The 22,974-nt window shown below is 42.8% G+C and carries 15 protein-coding genes and 2 pseudogenes; 11 read left to right on the forward strand and 6 right to left on the reverse strand.

Features of this window, described 5'->3' with window-relative positions:
* Window positions 1-77: 77 nt before the first annotated feature.
* The 3 genes from ACGHVY_RS16110 (at window position 78) to ACGHVY_RS16120 (ending at window position 5,968) form a co-directional block, all read left to right on the forward strand.
* Window positions 78-980, forward strand: a complete 903-nt coding sequence (locus tag ACGHVY_RS16110) for a glycerophosphodiester phosphodiesterase family protein (protein ID WP_390599888.1) — start codon at window positions 78-80, stop codon at window positions 978-980.
* A 17-nt stretch (window positions 981-997) separates the two neighbouring features.
* Window positions 998-3,547, forward strand: coding sequence for a family 20 glycosylhydrolase (locus tag ACGHVY_RS16115; protein WP_390599890.1), 2,550 nt, complete (start codon window positions 998-1,000; stop codon window positions 3,545-3,547).
* Window positions 3,548-3,721: 174 nt separating this feature from the next.
* Window positions 3,722-5,968 carry a glycoside hydrolase family 3 C-terminal domain-containing protein gene (locus ACGHVY_RS16120; RefSeq protein WP_390599892.1) on the forward strand — a complete coding sequence of 749 codons (2,247 nt, stop codon included), beginning with the start codon at window positions 3,722-3,724 and terminating at the stop codon, window positions 5,966-5,968.
* A gap of 212 nt (window positions 5,969-6,180) precedes the next feature.
* Here the strand turns inward: ACGHVY_RS16120 and ACGHVY_RS16125 are convergent, their stop codons facing one another.
* Both ACGHVY_RS16125 and ACGHVY_RS16130 read right to left on the reverse strand, forming a co-directional pair.
* Window positions 6,181-6,498 carry a helix-turn-helix domain-containing protein gene (locus ACGHVY_RS16125; protein WP_390599894.1) on the reverse strand — a complete coding sequence of 106 codons (318 nt, stop codon included), beginning with the start codon at window positions 6,496-6,498 and terminating at the stop codon, window positions 6,181-6,183.
* 4 nt (window positions 6,499-6,502) lie between these two features.
* A pseudogene (locus tag ACGHVY_RS16130) lies at window positions 6,503-6,706 on the reverse strand (type II toxin-antitoxin system RelE/ParE family toxin); the annotation flags it as partial.
* Window positions 6,707-7,644: 938 nt separating this feature from the next.
* Here ACGHVY_RS16130 and ACGHVY_RS16135 point away from each other — a divergent pair.
* The 7 genes and pseudogenes from ACGHVY_RS16135 (at window position 7,645) to ACGHVY_RS16165 (ending at window position 17,553) form a co-directional block, all read left to right on the forward strand.
* Window positions 7,645-8,160, forward strand: a complete 516-nt coding sequence (locus tag ACGHVY_RS16135; RefSeq protein ID WP_390599896.1) for a hypothetical protein — start codon at window positions 7,645-7,647, stop codon at window positions 8,158-8,160.
* 103 nt (window positions 8,161-8,263) lie between these two features.
* Window positions 8,264-8,504: pseudogene (locus ACGHVY_RS16140) on the forward strand (hypothetical protein); the annotation flags it as partial.
* A gap of 99 nt (window positions 8,505-8,603) precedes the next feature.
* Window positions 8,604-9,179: an RNA polymerase sigma-70 factor gene (locus tag ACGHVY_RS16145; RefSeq protein ID WP_308744141.1), complete on the forward strand. Its 576-nt coding sequence runs from the start codon at window positions 8,604-8,606 to the stop codon at window positions 9,177-9,179.
* A 72-nt stretch (window positions 9,180-9,251) separates the two neighbouring features.
* Window positions 9,252-10,334: a FecR family protein gene (locus tag ACGHVY_RS16150; protein ID WP_390599898.1), complete on the forward strand. Its 1,083-nt coding sequence runs from the start codon at window positions 9,252-9,254 to the stop codon at window positions 10,332-10,334.
* 210 nt (window positions 10,335-10,544) lie between these two features.
* Entirely contained in the window at window positions 10,545-14,000 is a 3,456-nt protein-coding gene (locus ACGHVY_RS16155; protein ID WP_390599899.1) for a SusC/RagA family TonB-linked outer membrane protein, read from the forward strand.
* Window positions 14,001-14,020: 20 nt separating this feature from the next.
* On the forward strand, window positions 14,021-15,391 hold the full coding sequence (locus ACGHVY_RS16160) for a RagB/SusD family nutrient uptake outer membrane protein (RefSeq protein ID WP_390599901.1): 1,371 nt from the start codon (window positions 14,021-14,023) through the stop codon (window positions 15,389-15,391).
* Entirely contained in the window at window positions 15,388-17,553 is a 2,166-nt protein-coding gene (locus tag ACGHVY_RS16165) for a redoxin domain-containing protein (RefSeq protein WP_390599903.1), read from the forward strand. The genes ACGHVY_RS16160 and ACGHVY_RS16165 overlap by 4 nt, the downstream gene beginning before the upstream one ends.
* Window positions 17,554-17,656: 103 nt before the next feature.
* On the opposite strand, the gene ACGHVY_RS16170 is transcribed toward ACGHVY_RS16165, so the two are convergent.
* From ACGHVY_RS16170 to dapB, 4 genes are read right to left on the reverse strand one after another with little or no spacing between them, the layout of a single operon-like run.
* Window positions 17,657-18,301: a WbqC family protein gene (locus tag ACGHVY_RS16170; RefSeq protein ID WP_390599905.1), complete on the reverse strand. Its 645-nt coding sequence runs from the start codon at window positions 18,299-18,301 to the stop codon at window positions 17,657-17,659.
* A gap of 19 nt (window positions 18,302-18,320) precedes the next feature.
* On the reverse strand, window positions 18,321-19,259 hold the full coding sequence (gene lepB / locus ACGHVY_RS16175; protein WP_390599907.1) for a signal peptidase I: 939 nt from the start codon (window positions 19,257-19,259) through the stop codon (window positions 18,321-18,323).
* Window positions 19,260-19,303: 44 nt separating this feature from the next.
* Window positions 19,304-20,788 (reverse strand): signal peptidase I, encoded by a 1,485-nt coding sequence (gene lepB / locus ACGHVY_RS16180; RefSeq protein ID WP_390599909.1) that lies wholly within the window; start codon window positions 20,786-20,788, stop codon window positions 19,304-19,306.
* A gap of 35 nt (window positions 20,789-20,823) precedes the next feature.
* A complete protein-coding gene (dapB, locus tag ACGHVY_RS16185; RefSeq protein WP_390599911.1) occupies window positions 20,824-21,588 on the reverse strand; it encodes a 4-hydroxy-tetrahydrodipicolinate reductase in 765 nt (254 codons plus the stop codon).
* A gap of 84 nt (window positions 21,589-21,672) precedes the next feature.
* On the opposite strand from dapB, the gene ACGHVY_RS16190 reads away from it, so the two are divergent.
* A complete protein-coding gene (locus ACGHVY_RS16190) occupies window positions 21,673-22,956 on the forward strand; it encodes a DUF2851 family protein (RefSeq protein WP_390599912.1) in 1,284 nt (427 codons plus the stop codon).
* Window positions 22,957-22,974 lie beyond the last annotated feature (18 nt).

The raw sequence follows: 22,974 nt of genomic DNA on the forward strand, positions 1-22,974 counted from the left end.
ATTAAAGTATCTGCAACAATAAAAAGCTAGAACGTTGAATATAATAAAGTAAGAAGATTTAATAACTGATGAAAGATATGAAGAAAAGCAAGCTTATTGTGCTTTTGTTACTGTTCTGTTTGCAGCCGGGTTTCCTGGCTGCACAGCGGGCGGAGGCTATCCGGAAAGATGTATTGAACCCACGTCTCGATAAAGTGCTGGTGGTAGCGCATCGTGGAAACTGGAGTATTGCCCCCGAAAACTCTGTGGCAGCTATTGATAGCGCTATTCAGATGAAAGTAGATATTGTGGAGATAGATATCCGTAAGACAAAAGACGGACAGTTGGTCCTGATGCATGACGATACGGTAGACCGCACTACAAACGGTATCGGTAAGGTAAAAGACAAAACATTGGCTGAAATAAAACAACTTCGCTTGAAGGACAAAGACGGTCGGTTGACGGAACATACTGTTCCTACCTTGGAAGAAGCGTTGTTGGCTGCCAAAGGGCAAATCATGGTCAATCTGGATAAGGCTTACAGCATTTTTGATGACGTATATGCCATATTGGAGAAGACCGGTACAGCCGATTTAGTTATCATGAAAGGTGGACAACCGGTGGAAACGGTAAAACGGGAGTTCGGCTCTTATTTGGATAAGGTAATCTATATGCCTGTCGTAACGATTGATGATGAAAAGTCGGTAAAAATTGTCGAGGATTATATGGAACAGTTACATCCGGTTGCTTTTGAATTGTGCTACCGGAATGCTTCAAGTCCGATACCTGCCAAAATGGAACGCAGGTTGGCGGGGAAAAGTCTGATTTGGTATAATACATTGTGGGCTTCCCTGGCAGGAGGGCACGACGACGAACTTGCGCAGAAAGACCCGGACGCAAGTTACGGCTATCTGATAAACAAACTAGGAGCACGAATCCTTCAGACAGACTCCCCGGCTTATATGCTCGATTATTTGAGAAGCAAAGGGTGGCATGACTAATCACTAAGACGAAATTTATGAACGATATAAGATTTTCTTTATTAGCGGGATGGCTGTGTGTCTTACTCGTGGCGGGCGGTTGTAAACCTGCGAATGATGCGAAAGCTCCGGTGTCTCTGACTTGGGAAATGGGAAGTTACGACAGCAATGGCAAATATTATGAGAATTCATTTGTACTGAAGAACATTTCCGATGCTCCTTTAGGAAAGGACTGGGAGATTTTCTATTCACAATTTCCCCGTAAAATCCTGCCGGATGCTTCATCACCGGTTCGGGTAGAGCAAGTAAATGCCACCTATTTTAAGATGTATCCGGGAGCAGGTTTTACCTCATTGGCTCCGGGAGACTCACTGAGAGTGATTTTTCGGTGTGGCGGCGAAGTTCCGAAAAACTCCCATGCGCCCGAAGGTTCTTATTGGGTAAGCCAGTCGGGTACATTGAAAGGAAAACCGCTTCCTGTGGCATTGAATATCGTCCCGCTGCCTGTTACAGAATGGCAGAAGTCTGCTGCGCAAAAGACTTATGATACGAATCTGCGTCTGCAGAAAGCAGGCCCTTCGGAATTTCAGCAGACAGACATCATTCCATCTGTCAAGAAAGTAATTCCTGCCAAAGGAGAAATCTTATTGGAAAAACAGCTTGCTCTGACTTTTCATGAAAATTTTGCAAACGAAGGGAAGCTGTTGAAAGATAAACTGTCGGAGATATACGGATTGGAAGTTGTTCCCGAAGCCCCGGTTACTATTGTTCTGGACTATCTTCCTGTCGGAAAGAAAGTGGTAAACGAAGAGTATTATGAGCTGAATATCACCGATGAAAAGGTGGAAATATGTAGTAATACATCTCACGGTATCTTTAACGGAACGCAAACTTTATTGGGATTGTTGAAAGGACAAAAAGGACAGCTAAAGCAAAAAGAACAGGAAGGGGTAAAAGGTCAGAAAGAGCCATTACGCTTGCAAGCAATGTCTATTCAGGATTATCCGGACTTGCTTTATAGGGGACAAATGCTGGATATTGCCCGCAATTACACAACGGTAGATAACTTGAAGAAACTGATAGATGTACTCTCTTCCTATAAGTTGAATGTACTTCATTTCCATTTCTCGGATGATGAAGGCTGGCGTCTGGAAATTCCGGGTTTGGAAGAACTGACGACGGTTGGAGCACGGCGTGGATATACCGTTGATGAAAAAGAATGTTTATATCCCGCTTATAACGGTGGGTATGACCAACTTTCCGCAACATCGGGAAACGGTTATTATACCCGTGATGAATTTATAGACTTCTTACGATATGCGGCAGAAAGGCACGTGCAGGTCATTCCTGAAATAGAATCCCCCGGCCATGCACGTGCTGCTATCGTAGCGATGAAAGCACGTTATAACAAATACATAGATACAGACCCGGAGAAGGCTTATGAATACCTTTTATGTGATTTGCAGGATACTTCCCGCTATGTTTCCGCTCAAGCCTATACAGACAATGTGATGAATGTAGCCTTGCCATCGACCTATCGTTTTATGGAAAAGGTGATTCAGGAAATTGTGGCTATGTATAAAGAAGCCGGTGTGCCTCTGACTACTATCCACCTGGGTGGTGACGAAGTGGCAAGAGGTGCTTGGCTAGGTTCACCTTTGTGTGTTGCATTGATGAAAGAACAGGGAATGACAAAGGCGCACGATTTGGCGGAGTATTTCATTACCCGGGTAGTTGATTGCCTGCAACGGTATAATTTATCTTTTAACGGTTGGCAGGAAGTGGCTTTGGGACATACACCGGAGACTCACACTTATCTGTCCCAATGTGCAGCCGGCATCAACTCATGGAAAACGGTTCCTGAATGGAAAGAAGACGAAATCCCTTATCAGATAGCCAACAACGGCTATCCGGTGATTCTCTGCAATGTGAACAACTTCTATCTGGACTTGGCTTATGATGCCCATCCCGACGAACCGGGACATTTCTGGGGAGGATATGTGGATGAGTCCAAAGCCTTCTCCATGCTTCCGTACGATGTCTACCGTTCTTCCCGTACGGATATGGCAGGGAATCCGGTCGATGTAAGTGCGGCGGGAAAAGGGAAGACCGCACTGACCACATCAGGCAGGAAAAATATAAAAGGCGTGCAGGCGCAACTGTTTGCTGAAACTATCCGAGGATTTCAATGGGTAGAATATTATATATTCCCGAAAGTGATGGGATTGGTAGAGCGTGGCTGGAATGCGCACCCGAATTGGGAAACCCTTTCCGGCACGGCAGAGCAGCAAGCCTTTGACCGCGATTTGTCGTTGTTCTATGAAAAAATCAGTGTGAAGGAAATGCCTTACTGGAGCCGGATAGGGGTAAATTTCCGTTTACCTCACCCCGGACTCTCCGTCAAAGACGGTCTGCTGTACGCGAATACTTCCATTGCAGGTGGGCAGATACGCTATACGACGGACGGAACGGAGCCGACGATGGATTCGACGCTTTGGGAAGCTCCGGTAGCTTGCCAATCTGCTATCGTGAAAGCGAAACTGTTCTATAAGGATAAGCAAAGTGTGACCAGCCTTTATATGCGGTAGTTGGTGGAATAGGATATAGATATACTTTTAATTTCGATCTGTTTTATACGAAGATAGACTTATTGGTCGATAAATATAATAAATATTAATAATTTTGCTCGTAACTAGTAGATAACTTTAGCTTAGGAGTCTTTATATATAGATTATAAATTATTTCTTATATCATAAATAAACATGAAATTCAAAGCAATGTTACTTGGCTTGTCTGTTATAGCTACACTGTCTGTCTCAGCACAGAAACCGGTGTATCTGGATACGAATAAGCCAATCGAAGAGCGGGTAAAAGACGCATTGAACCGGATGACCCTTGAAGAAAAGGTGAAGATGCTTCATGCACAGTCTAAATTCAGTTCGGCAGGCGTGCCTCGTCTCGGAATCCCGGAAGTATGGGCTACCGACGGCCCTCACGGTATCCGTCCGGAAGTATTGTGGGATGAATGGAATCAGGCAGGATGGACAAACGATTCCTGTATCGCTTATCCCGCATTGACTTGCCTTTCCGCCACATGGAATCCTGAAATGTCTCATCTTTATGGGAAAAGTATTGGTGAAGAGGCGCGTTATCGGAAAAAAGACATTCTGCTCGGTCCCGGTGTGAACATCTACCGTACCCCTTTGAATGGACGTAATTTTGAATATATGGGTGAAGACCCGTATCTGTCTGCCACTATGGTAGTTCCTTATATCAAAGGTGTGCAGGAGAACGGCGTAGCCGCCTGCGTAAAGCATTACGCGCTGAATAATCAGGAATTCAAACGTCATACCACCAATGTGCATCTGAGCGACCGTGCCCTCTATGAAATATACCTGCCTGCTTTCAAGGCTGCCGTTCAAGAAGGCGGAGCGTGGTCGATTATGGGTTCCTATAATCTTTATCAGGGACAGCACGGCTGTCACAACAAACGTCTGCTTAAAGACATCCTTCGTGATGAATGGGGCTTCGATGGCGTGGTAGTGTCTGACTGGGGTGGTGTGCACAATACCGAACAAGCCATTTACAACGGTTTGGATTTGGAATTCGGTTCGTGGACAAACGGCTTGTCTGCCGGAACTCGTAATGCTTATGATAATTATTACATGGCTTTCCCTTACCTGAAACTGATAAAAGAGGGTAAAGTCGGAACAAAAGAACTGGACGAGAAAGTCAGCAATATCCTTCGTCTGATTTTCCGTACTTCGATGGATCCACATAAACCGTTCGGCTCTTTAGGCTCTCCCGAACACGGACAAGCCGGTCGTAAGATAGCTGAAGAAGGAATTGTATTGTTGCAGAACAACGGTAACGTATTGCCTATCGATTTGAATAAAGCGAAGAAAATCGCAGTGATCGGTGAAAATGCGATAAAGATGATGACTGTGGGCGGTGGTAGTTCTTCTTTGAAAGTGAAATATGAGATTTCTCCGTTGGATGGACTGAAAAGCCGTGTGGGCTCAAAAGCGGAAGTGGTATATGCCCGTGGGTATGTAGGCGATCCGACAGGAGAGTATAACGGCGTGAAAACCGGTCAGGATTTGAAAGACAACCGTTCGGAAGATGAACTTCTCGCAGAGGCTTTGCAAGTGGTTAAAGATGCCGACTATGTTATCTTCTTCGGTGGCTTGAACAAGAGTAATCATCAGGATTGTGAAGATTCGGACCGTGCTTCTTTAGGTTTGCCTTACGCGCAGGATAGAGTGATAAGCGAATTGGCAAAGGTGAATAAAAACCTGATTGTTGTCAATATCTCCGGCAATGCAGTGGCTATGCCTTGGGTGGATGAAGTTCCCACCATTGTTCAAGGCTGGTTCTTGGGCTCGGAAGCCGGCACGGCTCTTGCTTCGGTTTTAGTGGGAGACGTAAACCCTTCCGGAAAACTTCCTTTCACTTTCCCTGTAAAATTGGATGATGTGGGTGCTCATAAACTGGGTGAATATCCGGGCAATAAAGAAGAATTGGCAAAGTCGAAGCACAGGGGGGATACCATTAACGAAACTTATCACGAAGATATTTTTGTAGGTTACCGTTGGGCGGATAAAGAAAAAATCAAACCGTTGTTCCCGTTCGGACATGGATTGAGCTACACTACTTTCGCTTATGGCAAACCTTCTGCTGATAAGAGAACAATGACTGCCGACGATACGATTTCGTTTACTGTCAATGTGAAGAATACGGGAACCCGTGAAGGTCAGGAAGTCGTCCAGCTTTATATCAGCGATAAGAAATCCTCTCTGCCCCGCCCGGTGAAAGAACTGAAAGCTTTCCAAAAAGTGAGACTGTCTCCTGGCGAAGAGAAAGCGGTGACGCTGACGGTTGATAAGAAAGCATTGAGCTTCTTCGATGACACAAAACACGAGTGGATAGCCGAACCGGGCAAGTTTGAGGCGGTTATCGGAAGTTCATCGAGAGATATTAAGGGGATTGTACCCTTTGAGTTGAAATAGGTAGAAAGTTGGTAAAAATGGATTGTCGGGAGAATGTTACTGTCTTGTCAAGATAGGAGTAACATTCTCCTTTTTTCATTGAAATGAATAAAGGCTTGTTAGAAAAAAAGGTTTCTCCTTGGAAATCAGCAAAATATTGATGATATTTGCATTAACGCAACCGTGGTTACTGTAACAGTGGTTGCGTTAATTAATAGAAAGCTTATAAAATTTTACCAAAGGGTAACTTTCCCCAAAGAGCCAAGTTCTAAACTTGCTGTTTTTACTCCCATTGCCTTAAATGCTCTTACAATCGTAGAAAAAGAGATACTTTTTCCGCTTTCAATCTTTGATATTTGCGCTCTTTTCACTCCCATAAGTTCTCCTAGTTGTTCCTGAGTTAGATTTTTTGCTTCTCTTGCTTGTTTAATAGCTTCTCCAATGAGAAAGTTATTAATATCAGTCTCGTATTTTTCACGTGCAGGAGTACTTTTTTCGCCTATTACCCTATCCAGCATTTCTTCATGAGTATAAACTTTCAATTTTTCCATATCACTACTTTTTAGAGTTGAAATATATTTTTCTTAATTCTTCTGCTTTCGCAATCTCCTTTGATGGCGTTTTGGGAGTCTTTTTCACAAAGCCGTTAGTGGCGACAACTAATGTATTCTTATCAGTGTCCCAAAATGCCAGTAAGCGATATGACATTCCGCCATACAAAGTTCTGAACTCCCAAATATCAGAATCTCCCATTTTCTTTCATGACTTTGTGTTTATAACAACAAAGATATAAGAAACGTTCCTATTTAGGAAACAATTATCGCTATATTTCTGACCAAACAATGATTAAATACGGATGTTCACCGATTTCACTTTAAATTGAATGGTTATAAATCAGTGACTTATGGGTGAAACGGGACATCTAATATAAAGTATTCGTTCTTCACTCCATTCACCTTGCTTTTTTCAAATATGCTATGAGCTAAAATAAATATGCTATAAGCAAAAACGAATATGCTTATAGCAAAATGAAATATGCTCATAGCAAATATTCCGTTAAGTATTAACATTTGAACTATCAGGTATTAATACTCTATCCCTAGGGTGTTAATATCTGAGTTGTTGGGCATATATGCCCAAGGCGCAGGAGCTATATATCCAAGACGTTGGAACTATATGCCCAACACATTGGGGCTATATGGCCAATAAACGTTGTAAGGCAAATTTTGAGATGTGAAGGGAGTGAAGAACGAATACTTTATATTTGATGTCCCGTTTTACCCATAAGTGGCTGATTCATAGTTGTTCATCTAAAGGTGAAACTGGTGAACCCTTTGAACATATATTATAGTTATAGGTTAATCTTAGAGGTTTTGTACTGAGTTTATTATTATGCTTTCTAAATTATATGGATTTTCTATCTCCTTTTCTGATTTTATATTCTATCTTTGTAGTGCATTCCATTTTAGACCACGACAGGGAAACCTGCCGTACCAATGTGGCGGGCTTTTTTATGCCCGTCCCATCAGTCCTATATGGCGGTTTCGTACCCCCATGTAGGATGTTAATGCACCTACTGCTGTCGTGGATAGTGGAATGCAATGGGACAGGCGGAACCGCTTCTTTTATTATCTAAAACTACCTTTCTGTATCGCCCCATTGAACTTAATTTATTCACCGTTTAATTTTAAATTCTTATGGAAGAGGTTTTAAACAATCAGCAAGTTCGCCCGGGGGACGTGACACAATTCATGCATTTCATTTTTTCATCAGACGCAGAAATGATGACTTTTTATCTGACATTCAGTCGTTTTGTTAATCCTGACAGTTATTTGGTGCAATGCACCGACCGGAAAAGATTGGAAGATTTGGTTAATGTACTTCGTAGCAATGTGGTGGCTTTTAATGCTATTCATAGCTATAAGTCTATAAGTGTGAAAGAGGTGATTAAAGGATTTGGAATGTATATGATGAGTATTCATATTTCTAATGCTAATCGTCAGCAAGGTGCCGATGCGGTAGGTAGTTTGATTAATTGCGTAATAGATACAACCAAAAATAGTTGGCAATTTAGGAAAATGAGTCGGGCTAACTATATACATCTTGAGAATGTATTATATCTGTTGAGCCGATTGGAAGCAGAAACTAATGAAGAAAAAGATGATAAAACGGAAAATGATATTATGATTAAAGCCGAATGTAACGGGAAGTAAAATATCTGTAACCTGCCCGATAGAAAAGGAGTTCAATCTTTTGTGCTCCTTCTTTTTATTGTCGTAACTTTGCCTGTGGATAATCAGATAAAAACGAACTGTTATGAAAAACGCAATCTTTTGGATTCTATACCTTTTATTTTACCTCTTCAGGCACAGCAGAAACTCCCTTTTCGCAGAAGCGGGGAAGTGCCACGCAACTTGTTGTAGATGGCAAACCGTTTCTAGTTATTGGTGGAGAATTGGGTAACTCTTCGGCTTCCTCTGTTGAGGATATCGAACGTATTTTCCCGAAATTGCAACGTATGGGCCTGAATACGGTTCTGGTTCCCGCATATTGGGACTTCTACTTGATAGTGCCTTTTTTACTTCTTTGTCAGATGATAAGGTGATTTTTTGTATTTGATGTCACAGCAAATGAAAAAAATCACTTTCTTTGCATTATGATGCAAAAATGGCAAGAAGAACTGAAAAAGGGAAACGAAAAAGCTTTTAGTATCATTTTTAATGAATATTATAGCCTTTTGTGTGCTGTTTCTTATCAATATGTGCAAGATGTACAGATAAGTGAGGCAGTAGCAGAAGATGTATTCTTTACACTTTGGGAAAAGCGTAATGAAGTTTTGCCCGTATCTTCATTGAGGGCTTATCTGATGAAGGCTGTTCGTAATCATAGTATAGATTATCTGCGTACGCAGAAAAATGAGTTGTTTCTGGATTTGGAATCTGTTGCTTCCCGTTGTTTTGTGCGCGAGGAGGATATTTTCGAACGATATGTTATGGAAGAATTGGAGGTGATGATAAGTGAAAAAATAGCCTTGCTTCCTGAAGAATGCCAAAAAGTTTTCTATCTGAGCCGATACGAGAGTAAAAGTTATGCTGAAATATCAGAAGAGCTGGGTGTATCTATAAATACTGTTAAGTATCACATAAAGAATGCCTTATCGACTCTCCGTAAAGAACTGGAACCTTATCTTCTGCTCATTCTGAGCATCTACTTTTCACTTTTCTCAAAATAAATTAAAAAAAAGTTCCTTTTTGACTACCCTTTAATGAGTCTTTTATCGTCATTAGATAAAAAGATACTATTTATGCCTATTGATAATCTTGAAGAAATGATTGTTCGTCAATTAAGTAACAATCTGACAGAAAAGGAAGCGGATGAGCTTTTGAACTGGTATAATTCCTCTGAGGACAACAAGAAGTTATACAATGATTATTGTGTATTACTTAAGGCTCAATCGATTGCGTTGGACAAACGGTTGTTTGAGAAAGATAATATGCGTTCCTGGAAACGGCTGAGAAGGCGGATACAGCAAAGAAGGGTTAGCGGCTTTTGGCTGCCTGTCTTGAGATATGCCTCGGTGGCTGTTGTTGCTCTGCTGGTCGGGATGGGTATTCATATGCTTTTGAGTGATGCGGATACTGCCACAGGCGGTATGCAGGTCACAGTGCCTGCAGGCTCTAAATCTAAAATAGTGTTGCCCGACGGAACATCTGTATGGCTGAACTCTGGTTCTAAGTTGACTTATACCGGAGATTTCGGGAAAATCAATCGTGTTATTTATCTGGACGGAGAAGGCTTTTTCGACGTTACGAAGAATAAGGAAATACCTTTTGAAGTATATGCGGGAGAGGCTCGCATACGAGTATTGGGTACACAGTTCAATATGAAAGCCTATTCGATGGATGAAAGAAAACGAATCACTTTACTGGAGGGAAGCCTGAGTGTGGCTGTGAATGATACCAAAAGTGGGGAGAAGGTTATCGTTCCTAATGAGCAGGCAGTCATCGTGAAGGGAAGTTCCGATATTCATGTTCGTCAGGTAAAGGCTGCGAATTACGTTTCGTGGACGGAAACCAGAAAGGAGGTTCTGGCTGCCGTTGAACCCAAGGCGGATAAACTGTTGCCCCAGATGCAGATTCCTAACCAGACTTTCCGCAACACTTTGTTTTTCGATGAAGAACCATTGTCGCAGATTGTGAAAGATTTGAGCCGGGCGTACAATGTCACTATTCAAATTGCTGATAAAGAGATTGCGGCGGATATCTACTACGGAGATTTCCGTAATGAAGAAAGTGTATACGAGATTCTGGATGTAATCACATCTTCCGGAGATATCTATTACGAGATAAGAGATAATAAAATAATAATCAATAAGAATATCAATTAAATAATAGCCTATGGATAAATGAAGAGAGAGCCGATGTTAAAAAGATGAACCGATAATGCGCCAACACTACCGGTTCGGATTCAGAATGTAAATTGGATATTAATACATTAAGAAGATTACAAAAATATGGAATATAAAGTAAATAGTTTATTAAGAAAGAGCTTTTTTTGCCTAAATAACATTTATTTCCCATGCAGGTGTCTCCATGGGGTGTTACTGTTGTTCTTCCTGCTATTTTCGGTGGGGACGACTACTATTTCCGCACAGTCAAATTCGGGAAATGCCGATACGCAAACCCTGAGTGTCAAAGAAGCCTTGGAACAGGTCAAAGTTCGTATGGGATATTCAATCTGGTTCAACGTGCAGGATGTGGACTTGACGAAGAGGGTAGTAGTAAAGTTTCAGAACAGGACGGTTACCGAACTTTTGAATGTGATATTGAAAGGGCAACCACTGACGTATGAAATTAACGGTAAGATGATACAGATTCGCCGTCAGGCTACCGGAGCTCAAAAGGATGACAAGCATCATCTGGTCACGGGTAAGGTGACGGATGCGAATGACGGACAACCTTTAATAGGATGTAATGTACGCGTGAAAGACAAGAACATTGCTACTATTACGGATATTGATGGAAACTATTCAATAAAGATTGGAGAGAATGATGTACTTATTTTCTCATATATCGGATATGGGACAAAACAGAAGATGCCCGGTTCCAGTTCCAAAATGAACGTCAGTCTTTCCAATAACAGTATTTCGTTGGATGATGTGGTGGTGACAGGCTATCAGGTGATGAAAAAATATAATGTGACAGGAGCTGTAAATACTATCAATAGTAAGGATATCGAGTTACGAAGTAGTAATTCTTTGCAGGGAATATTGGAAGGTGCTGTTCCGGGCTTGACAGTATATAATAATGAGTATCGGATACGTGGTGGTGCATCTCTTAATTCGGGCAATAAACCGCTTTTTATCGTAGATGATTTTGAAGTGGAAGAGCTTCCCGAAAATATGGATATGGTAGAAAGTATCACAGTACTGAAAGATGCGGCGGCAGCAGCCATTTGGGGGTCCCGTGCAGCCAACGGAGTAGTAGTGATTACAACTAAAAAGGGGAAAGCTAATGATTTCCGCATTTCATATTCGGGCAATGTAAAGGTAAGCGCACAACCCGATTTCGATGATTTGCATCGGGTAAACTCTGAACAATTAATAGATTTTGACCGCACGGCATTCTTAGGAGGTTATTATTTCCCCGGTTATTTTGGTTATAGTAAAAGTGGATATTCTCTATCTCAGGAAATCATTAATGACTATACGCTGGATGATATGAACGATTTGACGGCACAGCAACTTGCTGCGATGGACAGCCGTCTGGGCAAATTGGCAACCAATTATAATCGTAAACAGATTGAAGATAATCTCTTGCGCAGTGCTTTGCAACAACATCATATGCTCTCTATCTCCGGTGGTACCGATAAGGTTAATTACTTCTTGTCAGGTAGTTTTATTGGTGGGCATTCATCTTATATCGGTGATAGTAATCAGTCTATTAATATCAACTCAAGGACATCTTATAAGATATTGCCTTTTCTGACTCTGCGCTCGGATATAATCGCTAATTTTGTGAAGAATGATAACGGGTATTCTTCTTTGTCAAGTGATATTTATAATTTGTATCCTTTCCAGATGTTGCTGGATGAAAATAATAACCGTATTGCTGATTACAGTAGCTTTAACCACGAATATTCTAAAACGATGGTTTCCCAGTATGGTTATTACGATCAGGGAAAGAATTTGTTGGATGAGGTTGATATGGCGAATGATAAAACAAACGGAGTGAATTATAAAGTACGTGTCGGAGCTGATTTCAAGATCATTAGCGGATTAAGCGTTTCAGCCGATTATCAATATGAGAAATCGTTGAGTACACACAAGAACATTATTTCAAAGAAAAGTTATGACGGTCGTACATTGATTAACTCGATGGCAGTTCCGAACAGTACAAACACACTGACTTATAACATTCCTAACAGTGATATACTTGATCACCAACAGGCAACGACAGATGCTTGGATTCTGAAATTCGGAGCTACTTTGAACCGTAGTTTCGGAGCGGATAAACAGCACTATGTAAATGCTGTTGCAGGTTTTGAAATGCGTAGCAGGCATTATTATATGGAGAAATACCGTAAACTTGGGTATGATGACCAGATTCTGTCATGGCAACCTATTGACGCTGTTTCATTGCAGGATGGTGTGACATGGTGGAACGGGGATAAAAATAGATATTACTCTACCAGTTACGATGGCTTCAGTGATGTGCTGAATAAAGAAATCTCATATTTCTTGTCAGCAGTATATACATATGATAACCGCTATACATTGAGTGGTAGCATGCGTATTGATAAGTCGAATTTATTTGGTGTGAGTGATAAATATCGCCGTAACCCTATATGGGCATTGGGAGCCAACTGGAATGTGAAAAATGAGAAGTTCTTTGATGTCGATTTTATTTCTGCTTTGATGTTGCGTGCTTCTTGGGGGTTGACTGGTAATTTTGACCGTTCAGGTGGTACAACTCCGGTGATGGTAGGTAGAAGAACATACATACCGGCTGTCGGGGATTATGTAGTACGTTTGAGCACGCCACCCAATCCCAAACTTCGTTGGGAGCGAAATCGTTCAACAAATGTATCGTTGGATTTGGGCTTGTTTGACCGGATCAATGCAACATTTACTTACTATAATAATTCTTGTTATGATTTGTTGGGAAGTACATTGCTTGACCCGACCACGGGTTATGCCAGCGCAAGAATTAATGCTGCTGATATGACAAACAAAGGATTTGAACTCCAGTTGGGAGTTGATGTTCTCAAACTGCGTAATTTCAATTGGAATGTCAACTGGATTTTTGCTCATAACTCCAACAAGATTACCAATAATAACATTAATGAAAGCAGTCCTCACTTGAATCGTGTCACTGGTTTGACGGAATTTGTAGAGGGATACGCGCGTGAAGCTATTTGGAGTTATCGCTGGGCCGGACTGGATAGTAATGGGGAGCCGATGGTTTATGACAAGGATGGTAATAAGACATATGATATTGCTACATTAGATGCGGATGACCTGGAATACAGTGGTACTTATCAACCTAAATATAACGGAAGTTTCTCTACTTCATTCCAGTACAAGAACCTGCAAGCCAGCTTCTTATTTACCTATAATTTCGGTCATGTTTTCCGTGCCGAATATCCGAGTATGGATGCTTATGCTACTTCTCCTTCTCTTACCGATAAAATTGCAGATCGCTGGAGAGAACCGGGAGATGAGGACAAGACAGATATTGCTTGTCTGCCAACAATGGAAGCTAACTGGGCAAATACACAGTACCGTTCTTATGCGGTGATGTATTCTTCCAATAGTATTCGTAGTGGAAACATGATTCGTTTGCGTGAGATATTGTTGAATTATGAATTTCCGCAGAGTTGGCTGAAACGTACGCCGCTTCGTCGTTTATCATTGACAGCACAATTTAATAATATCTGGTTGTGGGCCAAGAATAAGGAAGGGTATGATCCGGAAGCGGTAAATCCCAAGACGGGAGCGATGTCGTTCAGTCAGCCATTCTCGTTCACGGCAGGTATTAAAGTTGATTTCTAACAAAATATATCAATAGAAATATGAAGAAAATAGAATTGATGATAGTTGTTGTGGCTATGGTATTATTGGCTGCATGTGATGATTTTATCGATACTGTTCCTAAAGGTAAGGTAATTCCTACGACAATGGATGATTTTAAAAGCATGATTATTGATGTGACAGCTTCCAGTGTTGCCTATCCAATGGCAAATGTCTGTTCGGATGATGTTTTCAACTCAAACTTGAATGGGAATTCGTCTGCCGGAAAAGCTTATTACTGGATGGAAGATTTCTATAAGGAAAATGAAAAGGATCCGTCATGGAATACACCTTATGAGCAGATGTATAAGATGAACGTAGTCGTTCAATATGTGATGGACTCCACAGAAGGAACGCCGGAAGAAAAGGCGGCTATATTGGCAGAGGCGAAATGCTGGCGTGCTTATTATAATTGGTATTTACAGAGTTTGTATGCTCCTGCATATCAGGCTGGTACTGCATCAACGGATTTGAGTGTACCTTTAGCCCAGGTTCCGGATTTGGAGGCAAAATATAGTCGATCTACGGTTGAACAGGTAACAAATGCGATATGGGATGACCTGAAAAATGCCGAAACATTCCTGCCCGAAGATGCTGCTAACGGATATCGTCCGAATAAAGCGGCGGTGTATGCTTTGAAAGCTCGCATTTACTTTTATATGTGTGAGTATGATAAGGCCGCAGAACAAGCGAAACTTGCTTTGGGCAAAAACAGTGCATTGAACGATATGCGTACCTGGAGCTTCATGAGTGAAGAGATGCCTTTTGTCGGAATAATCAATAAACCTCTTAATTATCGCGAATCACCTGAAAAAATATGGTTTCAGGAAACAGGTTTCAATAGTATGCTTACCAGTTATTGTATTAGCGATGATCTGCAAGCTATGTATGGAGCAGCGGATTTGCGTTTTAAGTTCTGGTTTACGAACCGTGACCGTAGAGGGGACATCTGGGAAGACGGTCGCTACCGTTATCTTCAAGAGTTGGATTATAGTTTTACTGTTCCTGAGATGATGTTGATTGAAGCAGAGGCGTTAGCTCGTAAGAATGATACGAAAGCATTAGATATTTTAAATAATCTGCGTATCATGCGTTTCAAGACAGAAGACTATGCACCACTTACACAAGCTGACGGACCGGATTTGCTTTCTATCGTTTTGGCCGAACGACGTCGGGAACTGGCTTTGAGCGGCCTGCGCTGGTTGGATATGAAGCGTTTGGCTAAGGAAGGACGCTATACTAAAACCTTGACTCGTACACTCAATGAAGTGGATTATAAACTGGAGCCTGATTCAAAGCTTTATGTATTTCCTATTCCGCCGCAGGTGCTCTCATTAAATTCGAATATAATTCCTAATGACCGTAAACAATGAAAAGATTTATAATTATTGCATTTTTGAATTTATTTGTCTGGGCTTTGTATGCCCAGACATCTCCGGTGAAGCTTTCCGGAGAGATTGAAGGTTTGAACGGAGCGGAAGTAGCTCTGTTGAATGCTGACAGGAACGAGGTGGTGCGTGTAAAGGGAAAAGGCAATAAGTTCTCGATGCGGGCAGATGTCGTGAAGGGGGATGGGCGTGTGTACTATCTTTATGTTCCTTCGCTGGGGAAGCTGGGACCTGCCATGAATATACCTTATTTTTATTTCTTTATCGATAATGATGCCTTGGAAGTAAAAGCGGAGATTAAAGATAAGAATCTGAAGAGGGTTTCGGTGAAGAATTCGGCGGCTATGGATGAATATGATGCTTTGTACCGGAGTAATCCTTATCAAGATAAGGTATCGGAGGTCGGCGCACTTTACAATGAGGCTTTCAATGCATATAATACAGTATCGAAAACCGAAGAGAATCTGGCTAAATTGAAAAATCTTTCAGATTCTTTGCAGACGTTGTATGGAAAGCTGTCCCAGTCGTTCCTGGATATGATACCGTCCAATAAAAAGAGCGATGCGCTGTTTTTGATAGTGTATTCTTCTGTTCCGATGGAGACGGAGGCTGCCATCGAGAATGTGTTGCAGAAATTTGATGTGGATTTTATACAACGCAATTATTATACAAAGGAGCTGCAGGAAAGATTGCGTTTGATGAAAGGAAGTGAAGTCGGCTCTGTCGCACCGGATTTTGAACTGAAAGATGCTCAGGGGAATCTTGTGAAACTGTCTTCATTGAGAGGCCAATATGTGCTGATTGATTTCTGGGCATCTTGGTGCGGACCTTGCCGGAAGGAGATTCCGAATGTGAAGAAGATCTGTTCTGAGTATAAAAATAAGGGGTTGCAGGTACTGGGTGTGTCTATCGACAAGGATGAGAGCAAATGGCGGAAAGCTATTGAGGAAGAACAACTGGAATATTTGCAGTTGTGGGACCCGTCTATGACGACAGGCAAACTTTATAATTATAATGGAATTCCTTTTATTATTCTGATCGGACCTGACGGGAAAATTCTTGCGAGACAGTTGCGTGGTGAAGAATTGCGTCGGAAAGTTAGTGAATATATGGATAGTAAGCCATTCGAGATCTCAGTGAAGCTTTCTAAACCGTATAAAGGCAAAGTCTTTCTTACTTGCGTGAAAGACCGCTTTACCAAACTGGATTCTTTGCAAGTGGACGGGACTTCGTTTTCTTTCAAGGGAAACATTTCTCATGCGGATCAATATCGGTTAATGGCGCGCCCGTATGGTTTTGATGCTTATGTCTGTGTAGAACCCGGTGGTCATTATCAGGTGGATATTAATGAAGGCCGTAATTTTGTTGTTACGACACCAGACGGTAAGGAACAGTTGTTGATGAATGAGCTTCTAGCCGTGACAAATCCGATAGAGAAACAGACGGAAGCTCTTGCAAACCGCTATACTAAACTGAAAGAACAAAAAAAGGATGCAGAGGCGGAACAACTGCAAAAACAAATGAGCATTCATTGGGGAAAGAGCCAGGAAGCAAAACTTTCATTTATAAAAAAATACCCGAAGAGCTTTGTGGCAATGCTAACGGCAGGCGAACTGCTGACAAATGATTATACAACCTTAAAGGAAGTCTACGAATTGGTGGATACGGTCAAATATGCTTATTCATATCCTTGGCGATCTTTTAAGAAGAAATACCAGGAAGCGGCGGATAAGTGGATTCAAAATAAGAAAGCTCCCGATTTTGTCACGAAGGATATGACCGGTAACACGGTGAAACTTAGTGATTTTAAAGGAAAATATCTATTGCTTGATTTCTGGGCTTCCTGGTGTCGTCCTTGCCGTGCGAAGATGAAGGAGTTGAAAGAAGTATATCCTAAACTACAAAAGAAAGGGATTATCGTATGTAGTATTAGTCTGGACGAGAAGCGGGAACAATGGGAAAAGGCTACTCGTGAGGACGGGATTGTTTGGGCAAATACCTGCGACCTGAAGCCGTTCCGCACCAATGAGATTGCTGCTGCTTATAAGGTTACGAGTGTGCCGACTTTATTTGTTATTGATCCACAAGGGGTTATTATTAGTCAAAATCCAAGCTTGGAAGAAATTCTACAGTTGGAACTCAAATAGGCACTTTATGCTTTTGAGTTTTAATTAAATGATAGTTCGCTGTATGGTCTGTTTTTGTAATTGTTGCATTACAGTACCATACAGCGAATATCGTTATAATAGATTATGTTCTTTTCTTATTTAATATCAGAACGCTTTCCGGTCCCATATTAAACAACAAATCGATAATACTCAAATTGGGAAGGAAGCCCAGTTTGGACTCGAAGACCTGATAATAAGGCTGCGGTACAAACTCCGTATCCGCTGTCCGGAAATCCTTTTTAGGATGGATAATCTCCCGGAAATCGGCTTCTTCGGAAGTGAACTCCATCTTATACTCGGAAGTACGTTCCATATTAGGATGAATATCTGTCAGTTCGCAGACTAATCGACAAAGTTCCTCGTTGAAATCGGCCAAAAACTCATATTTCTTCTCGTAGAAAGGGCGGAAATCATCTTTGTAGTATTCAAAGAAAGGAGTACTGTTGTAAGCGGATTCAATAGCGTTCCAATGTAGGTGTCTCCAGTTTCCGTGGTCGGAGATACGGATGTCCTTCATCGGACATTTCAGCGTATCGGGCTTTACGGTCGGAATGGAAAGGGCTAATTCTCCGCCGGGACCGGCAATCGTACAACGGTTGCGGTAGGTCTGCTTGATATAGTGATCATGTTGCTCTACAAATATCTTGTCGTAAGCCAGTAATTTGGTGTAGTACTCGACGGGAGCGAGGTAAGCCGAAGATAAATAAGCTGTTTTCATATCTTTCATTTTATACGTTTGGGAGTTTTTATTTCACCGTCCGGAAGAAACGGTTCCATCGGTATCCGTCAAATAAGCCTGTCTCTTTCTCTTTGGAGAACCAGATGAGAGAGGCTTTTCCGATGATATGGTCTTGCGGTACAAATCCGAAAAGGCGCGAGTCGGACAGGTTGATAGTATTGTTTGCCCCCATCCAATAGTAATCTTTGGTGAAATAACAGTGTTGTGTGGGTTTTCCGTCCACATATAGGGTATCGTTTTTAATTTCCGCCTGTCTGCCCTCATGCATTACGAGAGTATTCCTCAACAAGGTAATGTTCCAGGGATATACCCGGATATATTTTCCCTTGCCGGGGACAATCAGAGGTTTCCGTTCAATGTCTTGTTTCGGGGATAAAGGTTGTAGCCAGTTTTGCCCGTACATGGCTTGTTCCAACAGGTAGTATTCATATCGGCTGAAACTACGTACGTGGGTACTGTCATTGCTTCCCATTAATCCGTTGTCGGTAATGGAGAGCGTGTGCATAAGTGAGGTAATCAGGCTCTCTTTGGAGACGGGATAAGCATAAAGTCTCTTTTTGTCCGGGTTGAACTTCGTTTCGGGGGAAACGGCAGAGAATAAAGAATCTACGAATAAGGTATCACCCGGAACGCCGATACAACGGCTGATATAGATTTTCCGCCGGTCGATAACCGGTTGCCGGATATCGGCAGGATTGTTGAAAAGAAGGATGTCCTGTCGCCGTACGGGACGTTCACCCCAACGGTGGTAGGAGAATACCGACATCAGAGGAAGCCGCAGCCCGTAGCTCCATTTGTTGACCAAAATGCGTTCGCCTTGGAAAATGGAGTTCTCCATGCCGGTGGACGGGATAAGGCAGGACGTAAAAGCAAATCCCCGGAGCAGAAGCACAACGACTGCTGCTCCGGCAAATGCTAGTATCCATTTGAATTTACGAATGTTCATCAATTCTTATCACCTTATCACTCTGTTATGCCAGTACGCACTTATCAGTCTACCCACTTGAACAGGCGGTTCCAACGAATCTTACCGTCAAACCATCCGCGGTCTTTGTCAAGCGATAGCCATACAACAATAGGCTTGCCTACTACGTGGTCTTCGGGAACGAAACCCCAGTAACGGGAGTCGGCAGAGTTGTGGCGGTTATCACCCATCATCCAGTAATAATCCATCTTAAAGGTATATTGGTCGGTCTTTTCACCGTTGATGTAGATGCCGTCCGGCTTGATTTCCAGTTTGTTGCCTTCGTAAGCTACGATGCAACGTTCGTAGATAGGAAGATTATCCTCTGTCAGTGTGATGGTGGCTCCTTTGGCAGGAATCCAAATAGGACCGTAGTTGTTGCGGTTCCACTTCGTATAGAGATTCAGCGGATACATCTGTCCTGCGTAGTCTTCCGGTTCCATTACGATTTTGCTGATAAGTTTTTTATTGCCGGAGAGGGTTTCGTACATCTTCTTGGTCAGAGGAAGATGATAGACAGGGTTCAGTTTGCCTTGTGCGCTCCGGCTGTCGAGTCCCATTTCCAACAGTCCCATTTCCCAACCGGAGTCTTCTATCAGCATTTGGTCGGCTTTGCTGATGCCCAGTTCGCGGAACATATCGTCTGTGATATACGGTCCCGTTGTCTGTACGAAATAATTAAATTGCAGGTTTTCGGGGTTCTTGATGGCTTTGCCGTCAATCATCACTTGGCCGTCTACGATCTGAAGTGTATCACCGGGAAGGCCTACGCAACGTTTTACGTAGTTCTCACGACGGTCTACCGGACGCCAGAGGACTTCTCCGTAGCTGCGCGGATTATTCAAAATCTGTTGCCGTCCGGCGGCATAATACAAATCATATATGGCACGTTGCTGTGCGCGGGTCAAGCTGTCCATCTCAACCTGTTTCGGGTAGATGCGTTGTCCTTCGCCGTAAGCCAGTGTATAGAAGTCAGTTGTCTGCTGATAATTCACAGCTACCGTATCGCCTGCCGGGAAGTTGAACACAACAATGTCATTCAGTTTTACCTTGCCGAATCCCGGTACCCGCTTGTATTTCCATTGCGGCCACTCGATATACGATTTGGTGTTGACGAGCGGTAGTGTATGTTGTGCCAGCGGCATGGAAAGCGGAGTGTTCGGTACACGTGGCCCGTAGCTCATCTTGCTCACATACAGGAAGTCGCCTACCAGCAATGACTTCTCCAAAGAAGAAGAGGGAATCTGGTAGTTCTGGAAGATATAGATATTGACGAAGTAGACGGCAACCAATGCGAAAACGATAGCGTCTACCCAGCTCATGATATTGCGTACCGCCGGATTCTTCGACCTTTTCCAAAAAGACCAGGGTATTTTCTTGGTAATATAAATATCGAAAATAAAAGGAACAACAATTAATCCCCACCAACTCCGTACCCAAAGCAGGAAGGCGAGATAAAGTAGGATAGCAATGGCACATTTGATCCATTGTGCGCGTGTGGCTTGTCTCATAATGTTATATTTGTTTAGAACTGGGTTCTGAAATCTTAATCGTTCAAGAATGGGAATAAATCACTCATGCCCAAATAGCCTTCGTGTTGGGCTGTATATTCGGCTGCCAATACGGCACCCAATACGAATCCGCCACGGCTTTTGGCATCGTGGGTGATGGTGATGCTGTCCACGTCAGATTCATAGCGTACGGAATGAAGCCCGAAAACTTCTCCTTCACGGATAGAGCCGATGGGAAGTTCGTTGGCGGCACACTCATTGGTTCCGCTGACGGTTCCGTCCGGTGCTGCAAAGGTTCCTTTCACCCATTTGTCTTTGCGGTCCAGGTTCTGCAGGATACCTTCCGCCAGTGTGATGGCTGTTCCGCTGGGAGCGTCCAGCTTATGGACATGGTGTGTCTCGCTCATGGTGACGTCATAACCGGGGAATTGGTTCATAATCTTGGCAAGGTACTTGTTCAGCGCAGAGAATATGGTCACTCCCAGGCTGAAATTAGATGACCAGAAAAGTGTTTTCCCGCCTTCCGTACAGAGTCTCTTGATTTCTTCGCCATGCTCGTCCATCCATCCTGTACTGCCTGACACTAGTTTCACTCCGGCTTTGAAAGCTTTTATATAATTATTGTAAGCTACCATCGGATTGGTGAATTCAATGGCTACATCGGCAGATTTGAACGCTTCCGATTCGAAGTCATCCTGATTATTGATGTCAATGATGCAGACGATTTCATGTCCGCGACTACGGGCAACCTTTTCTATTTCCTTGCCCATTTTTCCGTAACCGATAAGTGCTATTCTCATTGTTTTCTGACTTATATTCAAAATAATAGTCGCAAAGATAGTGATTTTTATTACATTTGCAGCGCACATTAACGTCTTGTTAACATGGAACACCTTCTCCACTACGTGTGGAAACATAAATTATTTCCTCTGAAAGTACTGCAAACCACCAAAGGCTTACCGGTAGAAGTGATTGATTCCGGTCTGCAAAACCCGAACGCCGGTCCCGACTTTTTCAATGCTAAACTAAAAATAGACGGTACCTTATGGGTGGGAAATATTGAAATACACACCCATGCTTCGGACTGGTTCCGCCACGGACACAACTGTGACAAGGCTTATGACTCGGTGATTCTCCATGTAGTGGGAGAGGCGGACGAAGAGATAACCCGCACTAACGGCGGGCAGATTCCGCAACTGGTCCTGGCTTGTCCTGAAAATGTGCAGTCTCATTACCACGAACTTTGTGTTGCCGACCAATATCCAGCCTGTCATCCTGTGCTTGCTTCTCTCCCAAAACTGACCGTTCATTCCTGGCTGACAGCCTTACAGACGGAACGTCTGGAACAAAAGGCGCAATTGATAGCACAGCGTCTTGAGCATTGTAACAACAACTGGGAAGACGCTTTCTTTATCACCCTTGCCCGTAATTTCGGTTTCGGCTTGAATGGCGACGCTTTTGAGACATGGGCGGGATTGCTACCGTTTCGTGCGATGGACAAGCACCGGAATGATTTGTTTCAGATAGAAGCCTTTTTCTACGGTCTGGCGGGATTGTTTGAAGATACGTTCCGGAAAAAAGAGCAGGAGGACGAGTACAGCCTTCGTCTTTGCAAAGAGTTTCGTTATTTGCAACGGAAGTTTGAGATTACTCAGGTGATGGATGCTACATTGTGGCGTTTTCTAAGGCTTCGTCCGGAGAACTTTCCCCATATTCGCCTGGCACAGTTGGCCTATCTCTATCAGAAGGGGGATAAGTTGTTCTCGCGGTTGCTGGAAGCGGAGACTTTGGCGGAAGTCAGAAAGTTGTTGGACGCGCGTACCTCTTCCTATTGGGAGAACCATTATCTGTTCGGGCGGCTTTCTGCGAAAAAGGAGAAAACGGTGGGAGAGAAGTCACAAAATCTGATTGTGATTAATACGCTGATCCCTTTTCTGTATACCTACGGGTTGCATAAAGCGGACGAACGGATGTGTGAACGTGCCGGGCGTTTCCTGGAAGAGTTGAAGGCTGAAGATAATCATATTATCCGCGCGTGGAGTGATGCCGGACTGCCGGTTGTCACTGCGGCGGACAGCCAGGCGTTGATACAGTTGCAGAAGGAGTATTGCGATAAACGGAAATGCCTGTTCTGCCGCTTTGGCTATGAGTATCTGCGGCACAAGTAATCCGGCTGGGGATACGTA

It is taken from the genome of Bacteroides sp. f07 (assembly GCF_042854785.1).
In the GTDB taxonomy this organism is placed as follows: Bacteria; Bacteroidota; Bacteroidia; order Bacteroidales; family Bacteroidaceae; genus Bacteroides.